17 protein-coding genes are annotated in these 20,995 nt (G+C 38.6%); 8 read left to right on the top strand and 9 right to left on the bottom strand.

The genetic code is table 11. From position 1 onward, the window contains the following. Positions 1 to 30 precede the first annotated feature (30 nt). Complete coding sequence (locus DB42_RS10580) at positions 31 to 1,446, bottom strand: leucine-rich repeat domain-containing protein (protein WP_052436070.1); 1,416 nt, start codon at positions 1,444 to 1,446, stop codon at positions 31 to 33. 361 nt (positions 1,447 to 1,807) lie between these two features. After that, the gene (locus tag DB42_RS07525; protein WP_044882430.1) at positions 1,808 to 2,080 is read right to left on the bottom strand and encodes a hypothetical protein; all 273 of its coding nucleotides are present in this window, start codon (positions 2,078 to 2,080) and stop codon (positions 1,808 to 1,810) included. Between the two features lie 150 nt (positions 2,081 to 2,230). On the opposite strand from DB42_RS07525, the gene DB42_RS11720 reads away from it, so the two are divergent. From DB42_RS11720 to DB42_RS07535, 3 genes are all read left to right on the top strand, one after another. Continuing rightward, entirely contained in the window at positions 2,231 to 2,455 is a 225-nt protein-coding gene (locus DB42_RS11720) for a transposase (RefSeq protein ID WP_080502786.1), read from the top strand. 886 nt (positions 2,456 to 3,341) lie between these two features. Then, positions 3,342 to 3,995: a hypothetical protein gene (locus DB42_RS07530; protein ID WP_044882431.1), complete on the top strand. Its 654-nt coding sequence runs from the start codon at positions 3,342 to 3,344 to the stop codon at positions 3,993 to 3,995. Next, the gene (locus DB42_RS07535) at positions 3,992 to 6,595 is read left to right on the top strand and encodes a hypothetical protein (RefSeq protein ID WP_044882432.1); all 2,604 of its coding nucleotides are present in this window, start codon (positions 3,992 to 3,994) and stop codon (positions 6,593 to 6,595) included. Before DB42_RS07530 ends, DB42_RS07535 begins: the two co-directional genes overlap by 4 nt. Before the next feature lie 280 nt (positions 6,596 to 6,875). On the opposite strand, the gene DB42_RS07540 is transcribed toward DB42_RS07535, so the two are convergent. Continuing rightward, positions 6,876 to 8,267 (bottom strand): hypothetical protein, encoded by a 1,392-nt coding sequence (locus DB42_RS07540; RefSeq protein WP_044882433.1) that lies wholly within the window; start codon positions 8,265 to 8,267, stop codon positions 6,876 to 6,878. Positions 8,268 to 8,542: 275 nt separating this feature from the next. Further along, a complete protein-coding gene (locus tag DB42_RS07545; protein WP_044882434.1) occupies positions 8,543 to 9,706 on the bottom strand; it encodes a hypothetical protein in 1,164 nt (387 codons plus the stop codon). Between the two features lie 243 nt (positions 9,707 to 9,949). On the opposite strand from DB42_RS07545, the gene DB42_RS07550 reads away from it, so the two are divergent. The 3 genes from DB42_RS07550 (at position 9,950) to hemW (ending at position 13,836) form a co-directional block, all read left to right on the top strand. Then, entirely contained in the window at positions 9,950 to 12,070 is a 2,121-nt protein-coding gene (locus DB42_RS07550) for a cytochrome c biogenesis protein (protein WP_044882435.1), read from the top strand. A gap of 87 nt (positions 12,071 to 12,157) precedes the next feature. After that, positions 12,158 to 12,640 (top strand): hypothetical protein, encoded by a 483-nt coding sequence (locus DB42_RS07555; RefSeq protein WP_039384409.1) that lies wholly within the window; start codon positions 12,158 to 12,160, stop codon positions 12,638 to 12,640. 50 nt (positions 12,641 to 12,690) lie between these two features. Further along, on the top strand, positions 12,691 to 13,836 hold the full coding sequence (gene hemW / locus DB42_RS07560; protein WP_044882436.1) for a radical SAM family heme chaperone HemW: 1,146 nt from the start codon (positions 12,691 to 12,693) through the stop codon (positions 13,834 to 13,836). A gap of 13 nt (positions 13,837 to 13,849) precedes the next feature. Here the strand turns inward: hemW and DB42_RS07565 are convergent, their stop codons facing one another. The 3 genes from DB42_RS07565 to DB42_RS07575 all read right to left on the bottom strand — a co-directional run bounded on the left by DB42_RS07565 (position 13,850) and on the right by DB42_RS07575 (position 16,362). Next, positions 13,850 to 14,566 (bottom strand): SAM-dependent methyltransferase, encoded by a 717-nt coding sequence (locus DB42_RS07565; protein ID WP_044882437.1) that lies wholly within the window; start codon positions 14,564 to 14,566, stop codon positions 13,850 to 13,852. Between the two features lie 11 nt (positions 14,567 to 14,577). Further along, positions 14,578 to 15,603, bottom strand: a complete 1,026-nt coding sequence (holA, locus tag DB42_RS07570; protein WP_044882438.1) for a DNA polymerase III subunit delta — start codon at positions 15,601 to 15,603, stop codon at positions 14,578 to 14,580. Positions 15,604 to 15,792: 189 nt separating this feature from the next. Then, positions 15,793 to 16,362 (bottom strand): hypothetical protein, encoded by a 570-nt coding sequence (locus DB42_RS07575; RefSeq protein ID WP_155117472.1) that lies wholly within the window; start codon positions 16,360 to 16,362, stop codon positions 15,793 to 15,795. Between the two features lie 68 nt (positions 16,363 to 16,430). Between DB42_RS07575 and tsaA the strand changes: the two genes are divergently transcribed. Continuing rightward, positions 16,431 to 17,228 (top strand): tRNA (N6-threonylcarbamoyladenosine(37)-N6)-methyltransferase TrmO, encoded by a 798-nt coding sequence (gene tsaA / locus DB42_RS07580; RefSeq protein ID WP_044882440.1) that lies wholly within the window; start codon positions 16,431 to 16,433, stop codon positions 17,226 to 17,228. A gap of 67 nt (positions 17,229 to 17,295) precedes the next feature. After that, positions 17,296 to 18,492, top strand: a complete 1,197-nt coding sequence (locus tag DB42_RS07585) for a DNA-directed RNA polymerase subunit alpha C-terminal domain-containing protein (RefSeq protein ID WP_052436071.1) — start codon at positions 17,296 to 17,298, stop codon at positions 18,490 to 18,492. A 263-nt stretch (positions 18,493 to 18,755) separates the two neighbouring features. Here the strand turns inward: DB42_RS07585 and DB42_RS11885 are convergent, their stop codons facing one another. Both DB42_RS11885 and DB42_RS07595 read right to left on the bottom strand, forming a co-directional pair. Beyond that, a complete protein-coding gene (locus DB42_RS11885) occupies positions 18,756 to 18,989 on the bottom strand; it encodes a tetratricopeptide repeat protein (RefSeq protein WP_044882441.1) in 234 nt (77 codons plus the stop codon). Between the two features lie 3 nt (positions 18,990 to 18,992). Then, positions 18,993 to 20,995: tetratricopeptide repeat protein (locus DB42_RS07595; RefSeq protein ID WP_155117473.1), on the bottom strand; the 2,003-nt coding region annotated here is incomplete at its 5' end.

Raw genomic sequence — 20,995 nt, forward strand, 5'->3', positions numbered from 1 at the left:
ACCCCAATTTAAAAAGTACTTAATGCCACTCTACAATTGGAAACGCTGCCTTATTATTTCTGCAATATCTTTCAAAGGATTTCCCACTAATTCAAGCTCTTGCCTTTGCAGCCGAGGCAGCTGCCCAATTTCTGCAGGCAGGCTGGTGAGCTGGTTTTGATTTAAGTAAAGCCTTTGCAGCTGAGACAGCTGCCCGATTTCTGCAGGCAGGCTGGTGAGCTGATTTTGATTTAAGTAAAGCGTTCGCAGCTCAGACAATTGCCCGATTTCTGCAGGCAGGCTGGTGAGCTGGTTTTGATCTAAGTAAAGATGTAGCAGCTCAGACAATTGCCCGATTTCTGCAGGCAGACTGGTGAGCTGGTTTTCGCTTAAATCAAGCCATTGTAGCTGAGCCAGCTGCCCGATTTCTGCAGGCAGACTGGTGAGCTGGTTTTCGCTTAAATCAAGCTCTTGCAGCTCAGACAATTGCCCGATTTCTGCAGGCAGGCTGGTGAGCTGGTTTTGCTTTAAGTAAAGCGTTTGCAGCTCAGGCAGCTGCCCTATTTCTGCAGGCAGACTGGTGAGCTGGTTTTCGCTTAAATCAAGCTCTTGAAGCTGTAACAGCTGCCCAATTTCTGCAGGCAGGCTGATGAGCTGGTTTTCTCCTAAGTAAAGCGTTTGCAGCTCAGACAGCTGCCCGATTTCTGCAGGCAGGCTGGTGAGCTGGTTTTCTCTTAAGTTAAGCGTTTGCAGCTCAGACAGCTGCCCGATTTCTGCAGGCAGGCTGGTGAGCTGGTTTTCTCTTAAGTTAAGCTCTTGAAGCTGTAACAGCTGCCCAATTTTTGCAGGCAGACTGGTGAGCTGGTTTTCGCTTAAATCAAGCTCTTGCAGCTTAGATAACTGGCATATTTCTGGGGGTAAATAAGTCAAGCCTACTCCAGATAAATCTAAAGCCGTGATGTTTTCACGATTTTCTGCAATCCAATCTCTAAAAAGTTCTCCTTTTTTTCCTAGAAACACGTGCTTAATTTCTTCTCGGCTCAAGTATTTTTCCCCACCAGGAAGTTTTTTCCAAAATAAAAGGCGATTAATATTTACAAGATAGGAAGAGTAGTTAGCCAGAGTAAGATACCTCTTTTCTTCTATTTGCACTTTAAATTCTAAAGCTGAAAAAGACTTGGCTAAAGTAAAGATTCGCCTAAAGATTGCATTTACCTTTGCTGCTTCAGAAAGCTTTTCTTTTAGCTTATAAATCCTATCTACAATAAGAGCCTGCTCCTTAACATTTCCTTGAGGAACATGCACTTTACCTATTTGCTTATAAAGAGAAGGCATCACTTCAGAAGCTAGCAGATGATGCCATCTTTTACAGACGCTAAATAAGGAAGGAACTGCGCAAGCCTCTAAGATAGGGAGCAGCAATTCATTGGGCAAGCTTTCAATAGAGGTCGAAGAGATAGGATGCATTTTATTTCCTTGGGTAGTAATGACTTTTCAGCATTTTTATTTATAAAGGCAATATAAAAAAAATTAAAAAAGCAAGTCAAACCAATTCGTATCCTTATTACCAGAGGGGTATCGGCTAACTTGTTAAGCAAAGAGCAAGCTACTATGTCTTGTAGGCGATAACTAGATATAAAAGGTTTTTGCTCAGCTTTAGGCCGATTAGACGTAATATGCGTTTGATTTGCAATAAATCGAAGTTCTATAAGCTATATATATTTAAGTTTTTTTACAAACTCATTTAATGGACATTTAGCATCGCTTGGACATAAAAACTCTTACTGTATGGAGCTTAATAAAGGCTTTGACTTCTCTTTCATTGCCCTTAAGGTAATGCTTGGCTAAAGTACGGTATTCTCTTGGATAGGCTGCTTGGCTGAGGATGGCTACCCATCTTTAGTTCAACACCTGCATAGCAAGAGGCAGTCTTAAAAGCTCGTATCTCTACAGTTTTGTCGTAAGGCGCTTCACATATAAGTTCTTTGGCCTCTTTGATTTGCACAGGCACACGTGTGGCAAATAAGCTTTGTTCTCTTTTAAAGACTTGTGAGGTAGTTGGCGTATAGAGAGCGCTATCTCCTACTATATAGTCCAACATGATTTAAAGCATTTTCGCCTTGAAGTGGCGCTGTTGCGTAAATGATAAGAAGTGTATGCGATAAAATTGCTCTTTAACGCTTAAGAGCTATAAAATTAGTTTACAAAAACAAAAATATAGGCAAGCTATGGAAAAAAGCTTAACTACCGCATACATAATTGGTCCGAGTATAACAAAGCTTTAGTGCAAAGAGGAAGCATAACTTTATGGCTTTCGGATGAAACCATTAAAGGATGGAGGGAAAATAAAAGCACGGGTAAGAAGGGACACCCAAGAATTTACTCCGCTGATGCTATCCTATACGCGCTGTTGATTAGAGCGGTTTATCACTTGCCCCTCCTAAGCCTTGCGAGGATTTTTGTTATCGCTGATTAATTTGCTGGCTTTGGGTTTGCCTATTCCTTGTTATACCCGCATTTGCAGGCGTGCTAAGAAGCTTAGACAAGAGCTTAAAAAGTTAAGCCTTAAAGCGTCCAATAGACATAGCCTTTGATTTTTTTGGAGTAAAGGTCTAGGGTGAGGGAGAGTGGAAAGTGCGCCAGCGTGGCAAAGCCAAACGAAGAATTTGGAGAAAAATTCATCTAGCCATTTGCCCAGATTAGCGTGAGATTATTATAAGTGAATTAACGAGGAGCAATAAAGCCGATGATTCAGTGGCAAGCCAAATGATCTTTGAGCTACCAAAGAGTGTACAAACTGCTTATGGAGATGGCGCTTATGATAGACAAGCTTCCTGCCGATCATCTTATGTGCGGGGTATAAATCCTTTGGTACCTCCAAGAAGAGGAGGAAGGCTAAGCCAAGAGAAGAGGCGGACAAGCCCTGGATAAAAAAAAGAAATGATGCTTTAAAATCATTCAAGGCTTAGGAGGAGACGATGAGGCCAGGCAGCTCTGGAGGAAGCTTTGCGGCTATCATAGAAGATCGCTTGCCGAAGCGGCGATGTACCGCTTTAAAAGAAGCTTTGGAGGAGACTTTCCCTCTAGGAAATTAGCCTATCAACAAACAGAATTATATGCCAATTCCTTGGTTATGAATAAGATGATAAAGCTTAGAATGCCCAAAGGGCAATGGGTGCTAACTTATGTGATATATCTTTAGAGGAGCTATGAGATCATTTACGCAACAAGGCCTGATTTAGGTAAAAAGACTAAGACTTGAGAAGTTACAAATGTCTAGAACGCTTTAGGCAGGTAAAAAGTTCTTTGGCTCTATCAGCCTCTTATTTTATTAAAAAATCACTTATTTATAAAAGCTTTTGATGAAAATAAAATTCTTTACAATTATATTGCTTGCTTGGGTCAGTTGGGGCTGCTCAACACAAGATTCTTCCAATACTACTTTAAAATACTTGGAATTTGCCGCACGCGGTGAGGGAACTTCTGAAAGTAAACCCATCATCTACCGCTTAAAAGTGGATGCTAATTGGATACAACACCATCCTTCTCCTGCAGATCCTCGTGCTGATACTAGGCAAGCAATTATAGAATTTTATATCGTTCATCAGGATGAAAAAATCTTTGTGGCTATCCATAATTTTCCTTCCGATAGCATTTATCAGCGGCCTTCCCCTTTTACCTACATTTCTCGTTGGAAAAAACAACTTCATCCTTTGAATCCAAAAACCGTCTCCCTAACATCTCAAGCCTTTGGAGGGTATTATGGCTTTTTGTTTGAAGGTACAGGAGAGATAAAGGGAAGGCAAGCAACAATTTTTGCATGGATCTTGCAATTAGCTCCCGAACATTATCACCACCTTGTCGCCCCGAACTCGCCCTACCTTCTAAAAAAATATAGACAAATGAGAAGCGATGTAACCATCAAAGCTATAGGCCCACCAACCCTCATGAAAAAATATCGGCAGTCTATCATTGCTTTTGCTCGAAGTTTCCACCTTATTGAAGATTTACAATGAAACATCTTTTAAAATTTTATCATTTTTTAGGAAGTATACAACTTGCCATCATGCTAATGGTGTTAGCAATTCTTATAGCAGCTTTAGGAACAATTCTAGAAGCGCAAAGCCAGTCTCATCTTGCCTCTGCCTATCTTACCTACCACAATCCCCTATTTCGTAGCCTAGCAGGAGGATTTTTTATTAATATTTTTGTCTCCGCATTAAGAAGATGGCCTTTTCGTGTTAGACATATTCCCTTTTTGATTACTCACTGCGGACTACTCATGCTATTAAGCGGCCTTATTATCAACAATTACTATGGTATTCAAGGCTGTATGGGCCTCATAGAAGGGGGAGCTAGCGACCAAATTTTTCTTCCGCATACTTATGCTATCCATTTAGAGAAAAAGGGAATAGAAAACTCTTATAAGAATATTCAAAGAGAGTATCCTTTAAATCAACTGATGCACCAGCGAGTGAAGTTTGAAGATATGGAGATGCAGATGATTGATTACGCTCCTCATTCTTATGAACGTAAAGAAACATGGATTAAAGGTAATCAAGCTATCCTTGCAGGTATAACTCCCATTCCTCTAATAGAATTCCAGGATGACAAGCATCTCCCCCCTCCTTTTAAAGCTCATTTTCATCATGAAAAGGCTCAGCCATGGAACTTGATTGCCTTAAAGACCCCTTTTATCAGTGAGACTGCTAAAAATTTCTATCTGCAAAATCTAACCGTAAAGATTTCTGAAACCGCAGGAGGAAAAATTCTTGTAGAAGAATCTTTAGCTAAACTTTTGTTAGCTCCTTTAGATATAAATACAGCTCAATTTTCTTTTGCTTTGGAGTGGAACGATCCTACATTGAATGAACTGATACAACCTACTTTGCAGGTGCAAATTAACGATGAAAAAATGGTGATCAGACTTGCTGGTCCCGCTAGCTTGCTTAATCAAAATATCTCTAGCCCTCATAGGGGAAAGCTGCCTTTTACTCTTGATTTTTTTAAAGAGCCCACCTGCTTGATTATGCAAGACGAGCAAGAAGATAATTATCTTTACTTTTTTAATGCCCATGGCGAGGTATATGCTCAATCTTTCAAAAAGGAAGAGCTTACCTCCATTACCGCTTATGATGAGGGCTTTGAAGGATATAAAGTGCAAATGCCATTCCCCTTTGACGATTTTCCTTGCAGCCGTACAGATAAGGAGCAAGCTGAACTCTTACGGATTGCCATAAAGTTACGGCAAGGCTTAGCACACTATTCTACTCTTTCTCCTCCCCTACAATTGCTAAAGCAGGCCGCCGATGCGTCTCATCAAGAGTTTGCAGAGGCCACATTAAATTTTCTGCAAGCTTGGGAAAACTCCTCCTCTTTATTATTTACAGCTCCTTATTCGCCTTCATTGGAGAGGCTTTTCCATAAGCTAAACTGGAACATTCTTACCCAACAAGAACAGTATGCCTGCGGATGGCTATGCCTTTTCCTTGAAGAAATTGAAAAAGAATTAGAGAAAGAAAAAAAATTTTCGCAAATTTTAATAAAAAGAAAATGGCCTTTTGCACTCCCTTTCATGTCATTAGATAACAACTCTGTTGATCCTATGATCTCTTTATTTGCGCAGCAATTATTTGCTATAGCTTCTCAGCTACCGCCCCCTCCTAAGATGCCACCTATGTTTTCTGCTAAAGCCCTGTCAGCTTATTTAAAAGCTTACGGTATCACTTTATCTAACCTGCGCGAGCCTATGCAATCTCAGCCGATCATTCGTTCTTACCATGCAAGTCGCTTATATTTTGATAAGGTCCTAAAAATATTATCTCCCACGGCACCCATGAGGGCACCGCAATTGGCCCTGTTGATCAACGCGCTGCCAGACAATTCTTATGCTTTGGAAGAGATAAGAAAAGCTTATATAAGCTATCAAATTCATAATAAAGAAGAAAATCTTAGCTACTCGCCCTCTAAAGCCGAATTAATCACACATTTACTATATCATGCTCCTTTAGATACAAAAAGCCTCTCTAGCGAGGAAATTAGTGCCCTTTCAGCAAGTTTAAACGCCGATGAAGTGATACTCAAGACCCCTTTAACTTTGAAGCAAACCAAAGATAAATCCTTGCCCAAATGGGAGCATAATCTTCCTTTGCTTACCTTGGAATTGAAAGAAGGCACTTATAAAGAGCTTATTACTCTTACCTATGATCCATACGGGAAAAAGCTTCTTTGGCCTATTTTGAAAGGGAAGTATCTTATACGTTTTCAACCTTTATTTAGGGATATTCCTTATAAAATACGTTTACATGATGCTCGGCAGATTAATTATCCAGGTACAAGCCAGCCTTATAGCTATGAAAGTGACATTTTTATTAATGATTTAAAAAGGAATACTAGAATAGAAAAAACCCTTAGCATGAATAATATCTACCAAACAACTGAGGGCTATCGGTTTTACTTAGCCAACATCTCCCCCTCTTCGGAAGTGACTGTCCAACATGCACAGATTTTAGTGAATTATGACCCTGCTAAGTATTGGCTAACCTATCCAGGGGTGCTGATGATAAGTTTAGGAATTGGGTTACTCTGGTGGATGCAACCCTACAAGAGACGCTAAAAGAGTCTGCAGGATCTAATCCTTGCCCCTGCCATTTGTTTCATACTCTATCAGCTCTCTCATTATCAAGGCCCGTCTAAAGCTTAAGAGTCGCCTAAAGAGCTGCTCAAAAGCCTATAATTAATTTATAAAAACCTAAATGCTTTAATATATTTTTTAGCTTACACATGAGCATGCGACAGGGATCTTTATAAACATAGCTGGAGGTAAGGCGAAGAAGTTATTAAATAAGCTGGTATAATTTAATACTTCTGCTACCGCCCTGCCTCCATGTAAAGCTCTAAGAAGGCTTAACATTTTTTTTAGCAGCATTCCTTCTTCTTCGCCTTTTATTGCTTTTAGAAGCAGATGGGTTATTAGCTTCCACAGCAACCTTTGTTGATTTGTTGGCCATGCTTCCATGCTGAGGTTGTTGGGTAGCTTTGGATTCAGGTGGCAATTCAACTAGCTTGTTAAGAATATTTTTCTGATTAGGGTTAAGTTTAGTACGGATAAGAGATTGCTGAGCTGCCGTTAGCGTATTAAAAGTCTCAAGCGCACGACGTCTTCTCTTTATCTTCTGATGAATATCTTCCATCGATAAAGTTTTCTCTTGCTCATTGTCTTTTTCTCTCTTGTCTTCCAAAGTCTGCTCTTCTTTTTTAATATCACCTTGAGCAGGAAGCTGTACCTGACTTTCTACATGCTCGTCGTCATTTTTGACTGACTCTAACCTTTGTAAAAGCTCTTCCTCCGCTAACTTTTCTCGTTCAATCCCCATTGAGAGTGATTCTTGTGCGTACATGGTTGAGTTACGTGCAGAATGACTAGGGGTATCCCGCCATTCATCCAAGTTTACCGAGTTACGTGCTGAGCTGCTTATCGATCCTGGCTCGTCACTTAGTTTATTGGCCATTTGATTAAAAGCACTTCCTAATGTTTGTAATAAGAGATCGTTTTCAGCTTCGGAATGCTGTTCATCTTCTTGGAGAGTTACACTTTTTAATTTCATCGCTAAAATAAGGTCTAGCAAATCTTCGACATCCTTGTCCTCTTCTATGTTTGAGGAATTGATGAAGGTATTAGGTGGGAGAGGTGGTGGTGGAGGCACTCCATTACCAGGAATGGCAGGGAGAGGACGAGATTGTGTATCAGTAGATAGCGCAGCTTTTTTAGCAGCAGGCAAAGATTCAACTGCTTGAGAAGATGGTAAAGAGGTAGAGTCAGAAGGTGATTTATTTAGGTCAGCCTGGGATTGCTGCGGACTAGTAAGGTGCAATTTATCATGAATATCTTTGCATGTTTTAGGCGAAACGATACCAGTTATTAAACAACAAATAGGAGAAATAGTTAAAAACATCACAAATTTATAGGCATGCAAAGCAACATTCATCCAACTTTTGGAAAGATTTTCAGAAATGAGGTTACAGCTTTCAAGCTTACACCAACTTCTTTTTTTCAAAGCAGGTATTTGACCTAATGTAGTGATATAGGTAGCGGCAGCCATTTTGATAATAAGATTAGCTAGTTGTTGGCCTGCAGAAGGCACGCAAGAGATTGTCGATACAAACACCCAACTTCGCGCAGCTAAACGATATTTACCTGCTTCACTTAATACAGCTTTATGGAGAGCCCAATTAGCGGGAGAGGCATCTATAGAAAAAAACTTAGATTTAGTAACACTTGTAGCCATATGACACCTTTATGCAAAAATTTGAATACCAACGTGCATATTAATAAATACCCAAATAGTTTACAATTACAACTTTAATAAGCCTGTTTAGAAGTTTATAGAAATAAGAGGTAGAGATACGAGGCGGAAAGTGATTTCCTATTTTTTGACAAATGAGCAAAGTCCTAACAGATAAGCTTGGGTAAATAAAAAGATTACCATAAAGTATTTCCACAATACAGGGGTATTAACCTATGAATCTTAAGGAACAGCGGGATAGTTTTACTCCCTCATTTCTAAAAGCCAAAATCTAAGCTTTCCTCTTCACTCTCGCTTTCATCTTGTGCTATAGCTAGGCGTAAATTATTTAAGCTACTCGTTAACAATTCCTGGCATGAGGTCTTTTCTAGTTTGTCTTCGTTTGAAGTTTTTTCCTCTTTTCTTAAAGCATCATGAAAGTTCTTACTTGTAAAACTCTTAGAGCTACAAGAGGAGTTATAAGAGCGGTTTTTATTTATAAATTCACGGTCAAGCTCGGTATAATCAAATTGACCATTCTGATCCTCCTCACTCAGCTCCCATTCACTTTCCTCAATAGGAGATTTTTCTTCCCCTGCAGATGAAGCATTCTTCTCCGTAAGCTGCGAAAGCTTGCACCAGAATGCACCACTCATATTTAACAAAAGATCTGACATACTCACGGATTTATGAGCCACTAAATCTTTCTGGCTTAATTCTGAGTCTGCAACAGCCGAATGAGTCCTCTTTAGAGTTTCTCGGTACGGTACTGATAAACTGGATATAGGACAGCTGCTCTTAGTTATCTGCTTACGTGGTGCTTGCGCAGGGATCAGGCTAGTGTTTACACTTAGTTTAGCTGAAGCATGAGAAAGACCCGGTTGAATAGGCTTTAGTTTAACGCTAGATAAAATCTGGGGAGTTACCACAAAAGGAGCATTAAGAACTGCCGATTTTGGCTTGAGTGACCTACATTTCTTAAGAGTGAGCCTATTTACCTTTTCTAAACCTTCAAGTTTTAAACCTTCAAGGCCTTTTTGGGACCTAGGCTTGGTAACGGTATTTGCGCATGACCGACTTAAATAGGAATCAACAGAGCTATTATGTTTAGGAGGTAAGAGGCTATTTGCAGAAGAAATATGCATGTTTACAAGGGTATTGAATGCTAAGCGATGGGAGGCTGAGCTTTCAATTAAAATCCTACCTATGAGAGTAAGCTTAAAGCAAAGAATAGCAGCCATGCCTGCTAAGATGCGTAGAGCAAGACTCCTGACTTTTACCGAATACCCATCTTTTTGAAAGATTATTTTCTTACCGAACGCTACATTAGCAAAAAAATAAAAAAAATTTCCTATTTTTTCTCTTTTATCCGCCTGATGGGCAGGTCCTTCATAAATATGAAAAGCACGTGAGCCCAATTTGCTTATATTTCTTACTGCCATATTGTGTCCAAAATTTAATCCTACACAATAACACACTTCTTATTTATAATAAAGAACTATTACAGTTAATTAATTAATAAACTAATAAAAAAATGTTAATTATATTTTAAATATTACCTTAGAACACTGTAAAGCTTGCTTTAAGCCAAGCTTTCCCTTAAAGAATAAATTCATCATCTATTTGCTGCAAAAGATTATTTTCAATAAGATAGCGAAAAGTAGTAGGACTTAGAGGTTAAGTAAATGGATAAGGTGTACAAAATTTATTTAGGTTGGCTGAGAACGATTTTTTATCTTTTATTAGCCTTCTTATTACTAATAATTTTGATTCCTTCCTCTTCCTTGAATAGTTATGAACTAAGTGAACTAGCTTTGAAGGAAGTGCCTGCCTCTTTTAAGGGCCGGTTCAGGCCTTTAGAGGTAACAGCTCGTTTATGGCTTGAAGAATATTATCATCGACAATCTATCAAGGCACAGCATTATCAGGCTTTTCATAAGGTTGGACCTTCGGCCTTATCTCTTCTTTGGCATCTTCAATTTCAGGCTCATTATAACTGGGATGATATTCCTCTTTTTTGGATCTACTCAGCCCGCTTGAAAGAATTATTAGACCTGCCCGTGAAAGATAATTATTTTACCTATCAACAGCTTCATCAAGCGATTTATGAACGTAAAAAAACTAATCTTGCGTTGATTAAAGAATTAGTCACCTACCATTTCCTTAAAGCTTATTTTGAAGCTCCTAACCCCGCTAATAGAGAAAAAATGGAGTTGAGGCATCTATCTTCTGGGCTGTGGGCTACCTTCAGAAAAGGTCAGGTTTTTATTACCGACCATCCTAAAAATCCTCCTTGGCAATACCTTAAGCCCGGATTTGTGACTTCTGATCCCATTGAGGAGCTTACTTCCGACTATGTTAAGAAACATCGTCCTCTTAACGAAGAAATTCTAAGAGTTCTACAAGCTGTAAAACAGTTTTCTTATCTAAAAGGCCCCTACGCCGAGGGAGATAATGAATATCAAGCCCTTTATCGGCAATTGACAGCAAAAAACTTAGCTCCCTATCAAATTGCAGAATTTCTTGAGCAAGAATATCCTTTAAACCAACGGCTAGCTTATGCGGGCACAATCTTCAAGGTTTTGCCTTCAAAAGATGGTGAATGGTATTCTCTTAATACTCTGACCATGCATCACTACAATGTAGAAAAAAATCTGTTAGAGCCTATTTCCAATTTTACTCTTTATCCAAATGAACAATTTGAGCAGCTACGCGATCTTTACTATAAGCTTATCAAGGATTATAACAATAAAGAATACAAGCAGCAGCTAGCTTATCTACTAATGGATAATTATCCTATCCTAATTGGACAGCCTATTCAAAAGGCTTGGGGAAAATCTCTCACTTACCCTTCTATCAAAAAGTTAAGAATGGAGCATTGGTATTATCAACTACCTTTAATCGAAGCCACTATCGCTCTCTATAGCTTAGCTATTATTCTATTCTCCATTGGACTTAGCCAGAAAAAGCAAAAGTTTAATAAAATTGGTTCTTGCTGTACCTTCCTAGCATTTTGCTTAAATACTTTGATTTTAGTTCTTCGATGCCTTATTTTAGAGCGTCCTCCAGTATCTAATATGTTTGAAACCGTGATTTATGTACCATGGATCGCTGTATTGACAAGCCTTGTCCTTGCAAGGAAAATGAAAAATTCCTTCATTATGTTAAGCGCATCTATCGTGGCCTTAGCTTTAATTATTATGATTAAAGTGACGGGCTTAGGAAGCGGCTTAGAAAATGTTCAAGCTGTTTTAGATTCTCACTATTGGTTAATTATTCATGTTTTAATGGTAGTAGGCAGCTACGGAGTTTTTGCCTTAGCAGGCGTTTTAGGACAAATCTACCTTTGTCAATATATAATTCATAAACATGAAACGCCCGAGATGCGTGAATTAGGCCAAACAATTTTGCAAGCGATCTATGTGGGAGTTATCCTTCTTATTCCCGGCACTCTATTAGGAGGGGTTTGGGCAGCGCAAAGTTGGGGTCGTTTTTGGGATTGGGATCCTAAAGAATCCTGGGCATTTATCTCTAGCTGCATTTATCTTATCTTTATCCATGCTTACACCTTTAAACATATCTATTTCTTCGGATTAGCGATGGGTTCGATATTAGGCTTGCTAGCTATTAGCTTTACATGGTATGGAGTGAACTACATCTTAGGTACAGGATTACATAGCTATGGATTCGGAGCAGGGGGAGAAATTTATTATTATCTGTTTATTTTAGCGGAACTATTTTTTTTAATAGTTGCTGGCTATTTTCATTTAAAAGCCGTACAGGTAAAATCTTTTGAACGGAAATAAAATGATTTGTTAAAATTTTAGCATGCAACATAGAGCCTACACAAATCTCCCAATAATAGGTTAGCTTATAGGAACCCCATGAAACATATTAAAAGTGAAAGATTAAAAAAACTTGAAGTAGAACTTAACGATCTTGAACAATGGCTTAAACTTGGCCTCGTTCCTAAAAAAGATATGGATAAACATAAGGAAGAAATACGCGCTATTCAGACTAAAATTGAAGAAGAAAAAGAAAGACTTAAGTTTCTAAAAGAAAGTGGCGAAGCGGAAGAATATATAGCTCCCAAACGTCCTACAGCCCGAGCAGGCTACACCGAAATGCCAACTATCCCTGACATAGATATGGGAGATACAGGGGCAGGCATAGGCGATACAGCTTTTGACATGGAAACTGATGCCATTGATGTAGAAAGCTCTGTGATTGAGGAAAAGGATGAAACTGAAGATGAAGAGGGAGCTACACGCGACGAAAATGCTGAAGAAGAGGAAGAAGAAGAGGAATCTTATTTTAGTGATCGCAATCGATGGCGCCGTGGAGGGATCATAGACCCTGATGCAGATGAATGGTAGAATTTATAAAGAGCCTCCTCCTTTGTTAAAAATTAAGATATTTAATCTAAATGCCGTCCCCTAAAGAGTCCATTAGCCTTTATTTTCATGTACCTTTCTGCACACATAAATGTGGCTATTGCCACTTTTATGTGCTACCTAATCGCCAAGATCTGAAAAATATTTTTATGCAAGCTTTGGCTAAGGAATGGTCGTTACGCCTTCCGGATCTTATGGATAAAGAAATTGTTAGCATTTATTTTGGTGGGGGTACGCCTTCTTTATTAGGAGTCGAGTATCTAGGTGAAATTATTGAATGGATCAAACGAGACGTGAACTTTGATCCTTTAACCACTGAGATTACCCTTGAAGCCAATCCAGAAACTATTACTTTTTCTCTTATGCAAGCTTATGCGCTAGTCGGTGTCAATCGGGTGAGCATAGGCATACAAACACTCAGTAATACCTTATTAGAAAAGCTAGAAAGACAGCATAGCGCAGAAAAAGCTATCGAAGCCGTTTGGGCATCCTATGAAGCTGGCTTAAAAAATCTTACGGTCGATCTTATGTACGATCTTCCTAACCAAACTCTAGCCATTTGGAAAGAAACTCTTTTGCAGGTAAGCAAATTACCCATTAAACACTTATCGCTTTATAATTTAACTATCGAACCTCATACTACCTTTTTCAAATATCGTGATCTTCTACTGAAAACTTTGCCAGATCCTGACTTAAGTTTACAAATGTATGAGCTGGCTCAAGCAATGCTAAATAGCTGTCACTTAAAGCAATATGAAATATCGGCTTTTGCTCAAGAGGGCTTTCAGTCTAAGCATAACACAGGCTACTGGGCAGGTCGTCCTTTTTTAGGATTGGGCCCCTCGGCATTTAGCTATTGGAAAGGTAAACGTTTTCGCAACATTGCTCACCTTAATCGTTATGCTTATCTATTGAATAATGGGAATTTCCCTCTTGATTTTGAAGAACAGCTTGATCCTGAAGCAAGCCAAAGAGAGTTATTGGCGATTCGCCTAAGAATGAGAGAAGGAATTGATTTAAAAACTTTTCAACAAGCACATGGTGCACTTAGCCAGGAGACATTACAAAATCTTACCTGCTTAGAAGAGCAAGGATTTATTAATAAAGAATCAAGTAGGATAAGTCTTTCCCAGCAAGGCGTTCTTTTTTATGATACGGTAGCAACAGAGCTTATCTAAACTTCTATAAATTCTACCGACAACTAACCAGAAAGATGGCCGCTTTTTTCTCTAAATTGGGTAAAGGCATCTTTTTCCATCTATGCACGGGCTCCGAAACAACTCCTTGCTCAGGCATAGTCAATTCCCAAGCGGTGCAAAGCCAAGTATCTTCTGCTAATGTATTTAATAAACTTTGAAGCATATGCATATTGCGATAAGGGGCTTCCATAAAAATTTGAGTAGCCTGGTCTGTTCGCGATAGAGTTTCTAATCGTTTAATATCTTTCAAGCGGCCTGCTTCATCCGCTTTTAAATAACCGTGGAAAGTAAAGCGCTGTCCTGAAAACCCAGAATGTATAAGGGCCAGGAGAATAGAAGAAGGACCATTAAAGACTTGCACGGCTATACCCGATTGACGTGCACGACGTACCAGCTTAGAGCCAGGATCTGCTACACAAGGCAAGCCTGCATCCGATATCAAACCCCAGCGCTCACCTTTACGAATAGGTTCTAATAAAAAGTCGATATCCTCTTCAGGAGTATGTTCATTATAAATAGCTATCGTCATCTCAGAGAGTGGTTTCTTAGTTTTGAAACGGCTTAGATAACGACGTCCTGCCTTTTCACTTTCACAAATCAGCCCATCAAGAGTAGAGACAACTTTATCTACACTATTGGGCAAGAAAATTTCATGATAACGATGATCCCCTAAAAGATTAGGTAAAAGTAATAAAGCGGGTTTATTCATAGTTGTTAACCTTAAATGATAAGTTTTGCTATAAGACGCTCGATCAAATAAGAATGATCCGTTGAGCTGTTTTTGGCTGACGTTTCAGCCTCATCTATTAAAATCATCCCCCTGCGAAAACGAGCCATCCCATAATTTCTAGCCAGCTGGACATGTCTTTCCAGAATTTGCCCTTTCATATAGCCAAATTGTTTAGACACTTCTGCTCCAGTCCCCCCCTGGGCTAGAATGGTGCATACTTGAAAATCAGTTTGAAATTGGCTACGAATTTGCCTTAGTAAGATGAGTAAAGGTGTACCCTCTTGAAGTAAAGCTACAGCGATACGTAAAGCAGTAGAAGCATCTCGGCGAAAGAGAGCTTCACCTAGTTGCCAAATCGTTTCCGTATTTACAGGAATGCAAACCGCATCTACATCTTCTAAGGAGATCTGGCGCTTTTCGCCCACATAACAGACTAATTTTTCTATCTCTTGGCTTATAATTGCCTGTTCGGTACCCATTTGTTTTAAAAGCGCCTGACTAGCAGAAGGGTTTATCTGTTTTCCATAGTGATTAATCGTTTGATCAATCCACTCTTTTAAAGACTTTTCTTTTTCCCATGGCTTTTCTTCCGCTATTTCTAAAATGATCCCTACCCGTTCACTTTTCTTATAAAAATTCGTAGAGACATTCAAGGAGGCTGCTGTTAAAACAAGGTAGACATTTTTATTAGGATTTTCGTAATAAGCCAGCAGCTTTTCTGTTGCCGCTTTTAAAAGGCTTTCAGCATGGTGGATCACAACTACCCTTTTAGAAACAAAAGAGCCTAAAGAATGTAATTCAGCCATCACCTTGCTTATGTCGACTTTTTCTTCGCTATAAATGCAAAGAGCCATTGGATTGGAGATCTGTTCTCCTAAAAGATGAGAAATAAGCCTTTCATAAGCTATTTTTCTATTAAACTCATCTTTACAAATAATCGTATAAACAGGTGCAAAGTGTACTGGCGCTGCACTCTCTAGATGTTTTTCGAAAGCTTTTAGATGACTATATTTCATAAGAAAATTATTATAAAGAACTCGCCAGAAGAAGTCTAGAAAGAGATGCCAATGGGAGAATGCAAGATATAAAAAGCAAGCTTGCCACCTTTAACTTAACGAAATTGATTAGCTCTAATGGCAATAAACTTGTTAAGTAATTTTTAACTTCTCAGCTAAAAAAGCTGCAAACTTGCTCCTAATTTATAATTATTCGAATTTAGCTTCAGTCAAAATAGCTTCCCATGTTTTACGGGCATGCTCTAAATCTTCTGTATGGATTGTGCTGTAGCGAAGAACCGCAATTTCATTACCTTTTTTAATGATGCGAATCCACTCATGTTGAGTATTATCAGGAGAATTTCCATTAATCCACCATTCACCTAACAGACTATTTATTTTTTGCACACTCACTTTAGATTCTACTTTTGCATTAGCATAACGTTTTTGTAGCTGCGTAATGAACTGAGAAAAATATTCGGCAGGGGTAATATTGATATCAGTCATTTCCGTAACAGAAAATAGCTCGGTGGCAGTTTCTGGCTGCTCATTCTCTAGAATGTATTGTGTAATTTTCATTTGCTCTTGAGTATCCTCAGTAGCTAATTTCCATAGACGTCCATCAGCTTTCAGGGAATATTGAATCTTTTCCTTACTTCTTTCTGTTTCTTTCGCTTGGGTGCCTGTATGGTGAGATTCTACTCTCGGCTCCTTCTTGCAAGCGATAAGGAAAAGCGCTAAAGTTAAAGGGAGCCATACAACTGTTACATATCTCATCATTTTCATTGGAATATCTCCTAGTATTAAGTAAAATTAGACTCTAATGATATAGCCAAACTTAAGAATATATGCAATCACCATCCTTATCATGTAGCCCTATCGGTTATTTTTACACTTCAGAAAAGGAACGCTACTCCTTACCCAAGCAAGCAGGCCTATTTAAAAATAATAAAGGAAAAATAATCTTAAACCGGCACCAAAATTTTGAGCAGGCTTTACATGATTTAGCGGGCTTTAATAAGATATGGGTCATTTTCTGGTTTCATCGTAATCACCATTGGAAGCCTAAAGTTTTAACGCCCCACGGCCCTCCTAAGCGTGGGCTTTTTGCTACTCGCTCTCCTCATCGACCTAATCCTTTAGGGTTAAGCTGCTTGGAAATTACGGGTGTAAGCCAACTTGAAATAGATGTCATTAATCATGATTTGCTTGATGGTACGCCTATTTTAGATATCAAACCTTATATTGAATATGTAGATGCTTGGACAGATACCCAACAAGGGTGGCTAGAGGCTTGCAAGAAGAGAATCCCTCATCCCATTATATGGGAGGAAGAAGCCCTTACGCAAGTAAGCTACCTGAACAACCTCTGCAGCTTTAACTTTCAAGAGGAAATTAATTTTAGATTGGCAACGCATCCCTACCCCTCCTCAAACAATCGTATTCTTCACTGTAAAGATAATGATTATCTACTCGCTTATAAAGCATGGAGATTCTTTTATAAAATCACCCTACCTTCTATCCACGTTATAAAAATTAGTACAGGCTATGATAGGGAAACGATCAAGGGAGAGAAGAAATCTGTCTGGAATGATGTAGATATCCATCGAGAATTTCTAAAAAAATTTAATTTAAGTGGACTTTAATTTCTTTTTACTTGGAGCTTAATTCTTAATCCCTTAACATCTGGATGGAAAATGGTTGAGTAAGAGTATGGCAGTATTAGAATTTAAGCAAGAAACGCATTTATTCCCCTCAAAAGGGCATCGAAAGCGCTCTACAGAGCCTTCTTCTACCACCTTGCTATCTTTTGAGGAAACCTATAAAACTTCTTATAGCCATGGCCTAGAAAATATTTATGCTTTAGAAAATGTCGATATCAATTCCATAAGACGTATAGGAACACTTTCTCCCACGGCCCCTCCTCCCTTAAAAAACAAAAAAGAACTGTTCACATATGAGGAAGATGAATTAGACCTAGGAGAGGAGTTTAGAGGCTGGATACCCTCTTTCACCACAAAAGTTCCCATTCAAGTTTTAGAATTATCTAAATATATTGAAAAAGCTCTTCTAGAAAATGGTAAAAAAACTATCGGGGATCTAACAAAAGCTTCTATAGATGACTTTGTTTTTTTACGTGGAATAGGTCAAGGACATCTTGAAGAAATTAATCGAAAGTTAAACGGTTATCTAGAAAGTCGTTCGCTTGGCAAATGCAAAAAAGTAGATTTTTTAGCTTGGCTGCAAAGCTTGGTCGCTACGCAAGAACGGAAAAAAGCTTATGCACTTTTAGAACCCTACAATCTCACTGAGCTTTTTGTCCTCTCCCCTAGCGAAAAGGTAGAATTGCGCCAATTGAGCTTAGAAAAAAAGCAAGAGTGGATCCAAGAAGTGGTAAATAAAATGGCTACTCCCCTGCAAAAACAGAGGATCTTCGAGGATATGCAGCTGGTTTTTAATGTATTTTTTAAACCCTGGATTCGCCGTCGTGGTGGCATAGCCACTCGCCATGAACTTATCGAACGCATGCAACGTATCAGCGCCAACAAAGCGATGGGTATAAGCGTAGTTAACTTTTTGCAAACCCACTTTTTTGATAGTAAAGATTGCTTTTCTTTATTTTTACAAGAAATTGAGGAGGAAATCTATGCGTGTGATCATCATAGCATTCAGGAATATAAAGAAATCAAGTCTAAGGCTCTTTCTTATTTTTATAAGCCCTCTATCTATTATCAATTGTCTGAACTAATTACCCTAGTAGAAAAAGAATTGGCAAAAGCGTGGATAGGATACCAAGAGGGTTACGTGGAAAAGGTTATACGCCTATCTCCCACTTTCTGTATTGTTAGAGGCCCTTCAGGACAGCTAGAAGTTTATTGTCAAAAAATTTCCATAACAAACCTTTTCTAAATTTTAAGGTGATTTGCTTCCTGTTCGAGCTTATGCTTTTCAATAGCTCTAAAACGCGATCTATAAGCTTTTTCCTTAAATGAGATGAAAAATGAGTAGAGCAAGAGAATTTCACTCCTATCCTCTCTTAGAATCGGCCAGAAACCTCTCCATTCATCTAGGGCGCATTATCTAAACTGTTAGAATATGACCAATATTCCCTGACTAACAACGCTCATTTTCTTTTTTTAAAAATTTGAATGCGCATGGTTATGACTTTTCCACTATAGCTTAAGCTTAATGCTTCGCGCTTTTTTTGCATATTCAGCTGCCTTTTTTGAATTTCCTTGTGCTTTGTAGATTTGTGCCAGCTTGCGGTAAAGAAGCACTACAGAAAGATTATTTTCACCCAATAGCTTAATATTAATTTTGAGCACTTGATTAATGCACTTAGCTGCTTCCTCTAATTTTCCTTGCCTGTGGTAAATTATCCTTAGATCATTGAAACCTTTTAACACATCTCAAGCATCCGCAACATGAACTTTAAGGCTTATTTCAATGAATTTCTTGGTATATAGAAGAGCTTTATCTAAAGCTCCCTGTTCTAGGTAAATTGCTCCTAGGTCGCGATAATCTCCAGCCACATTGGAATGATTTTCTCCGTAAAGCTCAATATCAATAGCAAGTGCTTTTTGAATGCATTCAAATGCCTTTTCTAAATCTCTTCGGTTTTTGTGGATTGCACCTAAGTTGTTGTAATCTCTTGCCACATTGGGATGATTTTCCCCATAAAGCTTAAGGTCAATAGCGAGTGCTTTGTTGCCATACTCAGCTGCTTTATCTAAATCGCCTTGTTCTTGGTAGATTGTTCCTAAATTGTTGTAATAAGTTGCAACCGTAGGATGATCTTCACCAAAAAGTTTAAGTCCAATGGCGAGTGCTTCCTCGACATATTTAAACGCCTTTTCTAACTTACCTTGCTCTTGGTAGCTTAGTCCCAAATTGCTACAATCCCTTGCTATGGTAGGATGGTTATCACCATAAAGCTTACGGTTAATGGTAAGCGCTTTTTTGCTATACTCAATCGCCTTTTCAAAATCTTCTTGCTTATGATAAATTGTTCCCAGATTGTTATAATGAGTCGTCACCATATAATGATTTTCACCAAATAGCTTACGACTTATAATAAGCGCTTTCGCGCTATACTCAATTGCCTCTTTTAAATTTTCTAGCTCTCGGTAAATGATTCCTAGGTTATTAAGTTCCCTTGCCACCGTGGGATGATTTTCTCCAAAAAGTTTACGGTCAATAGCAAGCGCTTTGTGGCCATACTCAGCTGCTTTCTCTAAATTGTATTGTTCTTGATAGACTTGGCTTAAGTTATTGTAATCGATTGCCACACTTGAATGATTTTCTCCAAAAAGTTTAAGATCAATAGCAAGCGCTTTGTGGCCATACTCAGCTGCTTTGGCTAAATTGCCTTGGTCTTGATAAATGATTCCAAGAGTACTTAAAACTCCCGAATTTCGTGGATTTGCTTTTTCTGCTATGAGATAACATTTCTCTGCTTTTTCATATTGAAAAAGCCTGAGGGCTATGCTACCTTGAGTTTCTAGCGAGTTATCCTCCAAATCAGAAGAATTAAGGCTGTTTTCATTGCCTGCTAAAAAATCTTGCACTGCTTGATAAAAAGGAATAAAGATACGATAAATCCTCTCTATTTTTTCTAAAGCTTCATGATCTAAAGCTAACTGCTTTTTAATAAGGACGCGATCATCGAATCCAAAAGGTTTAATTAGAGGATTCATCATCTCTTGTTGCGCTTGATAGTTGAAGTAGGTCTTAAGGCGCATAAATAGCGCTATACTCATCCAATCATTTAATTTGCCGGTGGCGCCTGCCGTTATAATTCCTATTCTATTTAGCTGCTCAATTCTAGTAAAACTGTTAGAAGCCTCTACTTTTTTGAGAAGAGCTAATCGGTCCAAAGCCAAATGAGGAAAGCGATAGAAATCATTTTTAACTTTAAAAAGCATACCTTGCCTGCCTAGCTCATCCATTCCTGGATCAAAAGCTTCCATATCAGCTTTCACAAGGTGCTTCTTAGCTAAGTACTGGCGAAGGGTGGCTCCTTCTTGATAAAAAACATCAAGTTTTTCCTGAAGTTTTTCACTATATTGCCGAATTAATTCCGTATTACCTATTAGATGAGTGAAGGTCAGCAATTCCATAGGAAGATGGGGCTCCTTTTCATGCCACCATTGGCCTTTTTCATCTTTAGCAATATATTGAGCCATCTTTTCAGGAGTTTGGATAAGCTCAAACGTCTTACCATCATTGCCGAAAGGAGTTTTGCAGCCTTTCCCTTCTACCCCTGCTCCATCGAAGGCAAAACCTCTTGGAATTATGCCATCAAAAAAATCTATAGCTTTTAGGCAAGGAATGTTTAAAGCAGGAAGAATGGTTTCTCCTAGATTAATGACTTTCAAGTGAATCAATGTGGTCAGACGCTTAAAATACTCTC

This window comes from Neochlamydia sp. EPS4 (genome assembly GCF_000813665.1).
Taxonomy (GTDB): Bacteria; Chlamydiota; Chlamydiia; order Chlamydiales; family Parachlamydiaceae; genus Neochlamydia.

Bases quoted from the DNA above. Each gene is read 5' to 3' on its own strand.
- DB42_RS10580 (WP_052436070.1), bottom strand. From the start codon at position 1,446: ATGCATCCTATCTCTTCGACCTCTATTGAAAGCTTGCCCAATGAATTG.
- DB42_RS07525 (WP_044882430.1), bottom strand. From the start codon at position 2,080: ATGTTGGACTATATAGTAGGAGATAGCGCTCTCTATACGCCAACTACC.
- DB42_RS07530 (WP_044882431.1), top strand. From the start codon at position 3,342: ATGAAAATAAAATTCTTTACAATTATATTGCTTGCTTGGGTCAGTTGG.
- DB42_RS07535 (WP_044882432.1), top strand. From the start codon at position 3,992: ATGAAACATCTTTTAAAATTTTATCATTTTTTAGGAAGTATACAACTT.
- DB42_RS07540 (WP_044882433.1), bottom strand. From the start codon at position 8,267: ATGGCTACAAGTGTTACTAAATCTAAGTTTTTTTCTATAGATGCCTCT.
- DB42_RS07545 (WP_044882434.1), bottom strand. From the start codon at position 9,706: ATGGCAGTAAGAAATATAAGCAAATTGGGCTCACGTGCTTTTCATATT.
- DB42_RS07550 (WP_044882435.1), top strand. From the start codon at position 9,950: ATGGATAAGGTGTACAAAATTTATTTAGGTTGGCTGAGAACGATTTTT.
- hemW (WP_044882436.1), top strand. From the start codon at position 12,691: ATGCCGTCCCCTAAAGAGTCCATTAGCCTTTATTTTCATGTACCTTTC.
- DB42_RS07565 (WP_044882437.1), bottom strand. From the start codon at position 14,566: ATGAATAAACCCGCTTTATTACTTTTACCTAATCTTTTAGGGGATCAT.
- holA (WP_044882438.1), bottom strand. From the start codon at position 15,603: ATGAAATATAGTCATCTAAAAGCTTTCGAAAAACATCTAGAGAGTGCA.
- DB42_RS07575 (WP_155117472.1), bottom strand. From the start codon at position 16,362: ATGATGAGATATGTAACAGTTGTATGGCTCCCTTTAACTTTAGCGCTT.
- tsaA (WP_044882440.1), top strand. From the start codon at position 16,431: ATGCAATCACCATCCTTATCATGTAGCCCTATCGGTTATTTTTACACT.
- DB42_RS07585 (WP_052436071.1), top strand. From the start codon at position 17,296: ATGGCAGTATTAGAATTTAAGCAAGAAACGCATTTATTCCCCTCAAAA.